This window comes from Pseudomonas sp. Sample_10 (assembly GCF_004321495.1).
Classification (GTDB): domain Bacteria; phylum Pseudomonadota; class Gammaproteobacteria; order Pseudomonadales; family Pseudomonadaceae; genus Aquipseudomonas.
In genome coordinates, this window is sequence record NZ_RCOE01000093.1 from 1 (window position 1) to 1,296 (window position 1,296).

General features: G+C 54.7%; 1 protein-coding gene. It reads left to right on the forward strand.

The genetic code is table 11. The features are described 5' to 3' along the window. The first annotated feature begins 2 nt into the window (after nt 1–2). A complete protein-coding gene (gene tuf / locus D8U18_RS08790) occupies nt 3–1,196 on the forward strand; it encodes an elongation factor Tu (RefSeq protein ID WP_008065716.1) in 1,194 nt (397 codons plus the stop codon). Nucleotides 1,197–1,296: the final 100 nt, after the last annotated feature.

A 1,296-nucleotide genomic window follows, 5' to 3' on the forward strand; every position in this document is an offset into this window, starting at 1 on the left:
TCGTGGCTAAAGAAAAATTTGATCGTTCCCTACCGCACGTCAACGTTGGCACCATCGGTCACGTTGACCACGGTAAAACCACTCTGACCGCTGCTCTGACTCGCGTCTGCTCCGAAGTTTTCGGTTCGGCCGTAGTTGAATTCGACAAGATCGACAGCGCGCCAGAAGAAAAGGCTCGTGGTATCACCATCAACACCGCGCACGTCGAGTACAACTCGAACATTCGTCACTACGCTCACGTTGACTGCCCAGGTCACGCTGACTACGTGAAGAACATGATCACCGGTGCTGCCCAGATGGACGGCGCGATCCTGGTTTGCTCGGCCGCTGATGGTCCGATGCCACAAACCCGTGAGCACATCCTGCTGTCCCGTCAGGTAGGCGTTCCGTACATCGTGGTTTTCCTGAACAAGGCTGACCTGGTAGACGACGCTGAGCTGCTGGAACTGGTTGAGATGGAAGTTCGCGACCTGCTGTCCACCTATGACTTCCCAGGCGACGACACTCCGATCATCATCGGTTCTGCTCGTATGGCGCTGGAAGGCAAAGACGACAACGAAATGGGCACCACTGCCGTTCGTAAGCTGGTTGAGACTCTGGACACCTACATCCCAGAGCCAGAGCGTGCTATCGACAAGCCATTCCTGATGCCAATCGAAGACGTATTCTCGATCTCGGGTCGTGGTACTGTTGTGACTGGTCGTATCGAGCGCGGTATCGTTCGCGTTCAAGATGCACTGGAAATCGTTGGTCTGCGTGACACCACCACCACCACCTGCACCGGTGTTGAGATGTTCCGCAAGCTGCTCGACGAAGGTCGTGCTGGCGAGAACTGCGGCGTTCTGCTGCGTGGTACCAAGCGTGACGACGTTGAGCGTGGCCAGGTTCTGGTCAAGCCAGGTTCGGTCAAGCCGCACACCAAGTTCACCGCAGAAGTTTACGTTCTGAGCAAGGAAGAAGGCGGTCGTCACACTCCGTTCTTCAAAGGCTACCGTCCACAGTTCTACTTCCGTACAACTGACGTGACTGGTAACTGCGAGCTGCCAGAAGGCGTTGAAATGGTAATGCCAGGTGACAACATTCAGATGACTGTTACCCTGATCAAAACCATCGCAATGGAAGACGGTCTGCGCTTCGCTATCCGTGAAGGCGGCCGTACCGTTGGTGCTGGTGTTGTAGCCAAAATCATCGAGTAATCTCTTTTTTGAGATGGCTTTGATGCTTTGAGAAAGCCCCCGCTCAGCGGGGGCTTTTTTATTGGGTTGACACCTATCTGGGGCGTCTATAGAATTGCGC